General features: G+C 73.3%; 3 protein-coding genes and 1 riboswitch. All 3 genes read right to left on the bottom strand.

Going from position 1 to position 3,493, the window contains the following annotated elements:
• Positions 1-426, bottom strand: a 426-nt coding sequence (locus ACOV8S_RS00365; RefSeq protein WP_448315183.1) for a transglycosylase family protein, incomplete at its 3' end; no start/stop codon positions are given.
• Positions 427-430: 4 nt separating this feature from the next.
• Positions 431-599: riboswitch (cyclic di-AMP (ydaO/yuaA leader) on the bottom strand.
• A gap of 241 nt (positions 600-840) precedes the next feature.
• Positions 841-2,073, bottom strand: coding sequence for a transglycosylase family protein (locus tag ACOV8S_RS00370; protein WP_448315185.1), 1,233 nt, complete (start codon positions 2,071-2,073; stop codon positions 841-843).
• Positions 2,074-2,209: 136 nt separating this feature from the next.
• Positions 2,210-3,493: cytochrome P450 family protein (locus tag ACOV8S_RS00375; protein WP_448315187.1), on the bottom strand; the 1,284-nt coding region annotated here is incomplete at its 5' end.

The following is a 3,493-nucleotide window of genomic DNA, read 5'->3' on the forward strand; positions in this document are numbered from 1 at the left end:
CTGCTGCGGGGCCTGCTCCTGGGCGGGGGCCTCGGCGGCGCCGCCCTGGTACGGGGAGCTGGACAGGCCGACGCCGCAGTGCGGCCAGGCGCCCGGGCCCTGCTCGGCGAGGACCTTCTCGGCTATCTCGATCTGCTGGGCCTTGGTGGCCTGGTTGGCCTGGGCGGCGTACTGGGTGCCGCCGAAGCCGGCCCAGGTCTGGTTGGTGAACTGCAGACCGCCGTAGAACCCGTTGCCGGTGTTGATGGACCAGTCGCCGCCCGACTCGCACTGGGCGACGGCGTCCCACTCGGACTCGGTGGCGGCCGAGGCGGTGCCCGCGGTGATCAGCGGGGCGGCCACCACGGCGCCGGTGAGACCGGCGACGGCGATGGCGCGCTTGGCCTTGGAGGGGCGACGGTGCTTGCCCTGGCAGGAAAACGACATGGAGGTATCCCCTCACCGACGCCTGCGAGGTGAGCTGTCGGGTTCGGGCTATGAGGGTCGCCCGGCCGCGCACCTCCCGGTGCACGGCTTCACCCCTAGCCGGTCCGGCGATCTCGCTGCCGGACACGGCGCTTACCTGGTTCCCCCGCTCCTGCCTACGGCGCATGACGCGACGACATGTCCCGTACGGCCGTTGGCAGGATTAGGCGTGACGGCCGCCGGGGCCCGCTGGAGCGAGCGGTTCGACGTTAGCCACGCCCATGCCGGGATTTCAAAGACGATCAGGGCTTCTGAGACCCATCTCTCACTTCTCCGGAATCAGACATTCCAGGACGAAAGGGTGGGTAACTCCCCCGATTTTGCCCGGCTTTCACCCTGCCTGATCGTCTCGTCCCCTCCCGTCCCCGGCCCGGTTCAGGCGGGGACGGACAGCTTCGTGCCCGCCACCAGACGGTCCGGGTCGTCCCCGATCAGGTCCTCGTTGGCCTCGTACAGGGCGCGCCAGCCGCCCTGGACGTCCTGGGACTTGGCGATGGAGACGAGGCTCTCGCCCGCCCGCACGGTGTAGGTGCCCGCGGGGGCCGCGTGGCGGCCCGAGGAGCCGCTCGCGGTCTCCGTGGTCTCCTCGGCGCTGCCGCCGCGGTGGCGGCCGGAACCGGAGGAGGTCTCGGAGTCCTCCTCCGCGGCGGCGTCGTCGCCGAAGAGCGGGGTGTCGTCCCCGAACAGCGGGTCGCCCTCGCCGTCGAACAGCGGCGCGTCCTCGTCGGACGAGCCGGTGTCGCCGGTCTCCTCCTGGTCCGCGTCGCCCTTGCCCTCGCCTGCGCCGCTGCCGCTGCCGTTGCCGGTGTCGCCGTGGTCGCCGGACTGGCCGCCGCCGTGCTCACCCGCGTCACCGCCGCCGACCTCGGGCAGGTCCGGGACGACGGGGGCGCCGGTGCCGGTGTCGACCAGGCCCAGGTCCTCGCCGAGGTCCAGACCCTGGTCCTGGCCGGCCTCCTGGCCGAGGTCCAGGGACCCGCCGTCCACCGGAGAGTAGTCGGCGCCGGGGAAGAGGCCGTGACCCGCGCCCCGGAGCATCCCCTCGTCGGCGTCGCCGGCCGCCTCTGCCGTGCCGGCGCCGCGCGCCTCGTCCGCCCGCCCGGCGCCGGAGCCGCCGGTGCGGTCACCGCCGGCGGTCCCCCAGCCGGAGGCCGAGCCGTCGAAGGAGCCGGAGTCCGTCACGTCACCGGTGCGCAGCGCGTCCACGCCGGTGTCCACCTGGGCGGCGGGGGCGTCCTCGCGCAGACCGTTCATCGCGCCGCAGGCGAGCCACGGGGTCGCGCCCTGCTCGGCGAGGATGCGCTCGGCCACGGCGATCTGCTGCGAACGGCTCGCCTCGGCCGGGCTGGAGGCGTACGACAGGCCGCCGTTGCCCTCCCACTGGTCCTGGGTGAGCTGGAGACCGCCGAAGAACCCGTTGCCGGTGTCGGCGCTCCAGGCACCTCCGCTCTCGCACTCGGCGACCCGGTCCCAGGTCGCCCCGTCGGCCGCGCTCGCGCCGGTGGCCGCGAACAGCGGCAGGGCGAGGGCGGACCCGGTCACGCCGGCTGCGACGACGACCGCCGGCGCCTGACGGGGGCGGCGGTGACGACCGTTTCCGGAGAGCATGCGGATGCCTTTCGTCGACTGCTGTGGGCGCGCGACCACGTCCGGCACTGCGCCGGCGGGGTCGCCACGTCTGTGCGGGAACGTAGCCGGTGATCATCGTTCGTCACAACTCGATGTCGCAGAGAACACACGAACATCACAGAACTGTCGAAGTATTGCTTCCACTTGATCCCGGCTCGGGAGTGAACTCGACCGGAAGAGTCCGCAGGCCACGCATGATGAGACCGCCGCGCCAGCGCAACTCCTCGGGCGCCGCTCCGAGTTCGAGGTCGGGCAGACGAGTGAGCAAGGTCGCCAGCGCGGTGCGGCCCTCGAGCCGGGCGAGCGGGGCGCCCAGGCAGTAGTGGATGCCGTGCCCGTACCCCAGGTGCTGGTTGTCGCGGCGGGACAGGTCGAGGGTGTCCGGCTCCGCGAACCGCTCGGGGTCCCGGTCCGCCGCGGCCAGCACGACCAGCACCGGATCGCCGGCCGCGATCCGCTGCCCGCCGAGGGTCAGCTCCTCGGTCGCGAACCGCCAGGTCGCCAGCTCCACGGGGCCGTCGAAGCGCAGCAGTTCCTCGACGCCGGTCTCCAGGAGGGCCTCGTCCCCCTCGGCCAGCGAGCGCTGCAGCCGCTCGCGTTCGGCGGGGTGGGTGAGCAGCGCGTAGGCGCCGTTGCCGATCAGGTTGACCGTCGTCTCGAAGCCGGCGAACAGCAGGATGAACGCCATCGCGGCGGCCTCGTTCTCCGTGAGGTGCTCCCCCTCGTCCGAGGCGCGGATCAGACCGGAGATCAGGTCCTCGCCGGGCGTCGGCCGCGCGGGCAGGGCGGCGCGCTTGCGGTGGATCAGCTCGGCGAGGTAGCCGCGCATCTTCTTCACCGAGCGCGCCACTCCGCCGCGCGGGCCGCCGCCGTGGCGGATCATCATGCCCGCCCAGTCGCGGAAGTCGTCCTGGTCCTCGCGCGGGACGCCGAGCAGGTCGCAGATGGCGTAGATGGGGAGCGGGAACGCGAAGTCGTGGATCAGGTCCGCGCTGCCGCGCGCGGCGAAGCCGTCGATCAGGGTGTCGGTGAGCTCCTGCACGCGGGGCGCGAACTCCGCGACCCGGCGCGGGGTGAACGCCTTGGCGACCAGGCGGCGCAGCCGGGTGTGGTCCGGCGGATCGATGTTCAGCAGATGCGTCATCAGGTCCGCCTTGCGCTCGCCCGGGATGCCGGTCCGGTTCCGGGCGTGCGCGGGCTCGTCGTGGTGCGCGGGGTTCTTCGACAGCCGCGGGTCGGCGAGGGTCTGCCGGGCGTCGGCGTACCGGGTGACCAGCCAGGCCTCCACCCCGCTGGGGAGCCGCGTGCGGTGCACGGGGGCGTGCTCACGGAGCCAGGCGTAGGCGGGGTACGGGTCGCTCGCGAACTCCCAGGTGAAGAGTTCCGGGGCGGGCGGGGC

This window comes from Streptomyces sp. CO7 (assembly GCF_053474865.1).

Excerpts from the sequence above, each read along its gene's own strand:
- ACOV8S_RS00370 (WP_448315185.1), bottom strand. The coding sequence starts at position 2,073 with ATGCTCTCCGGAAACGGTCGTCACCGCCGCCCCCGTCAGGCGCCGGCG.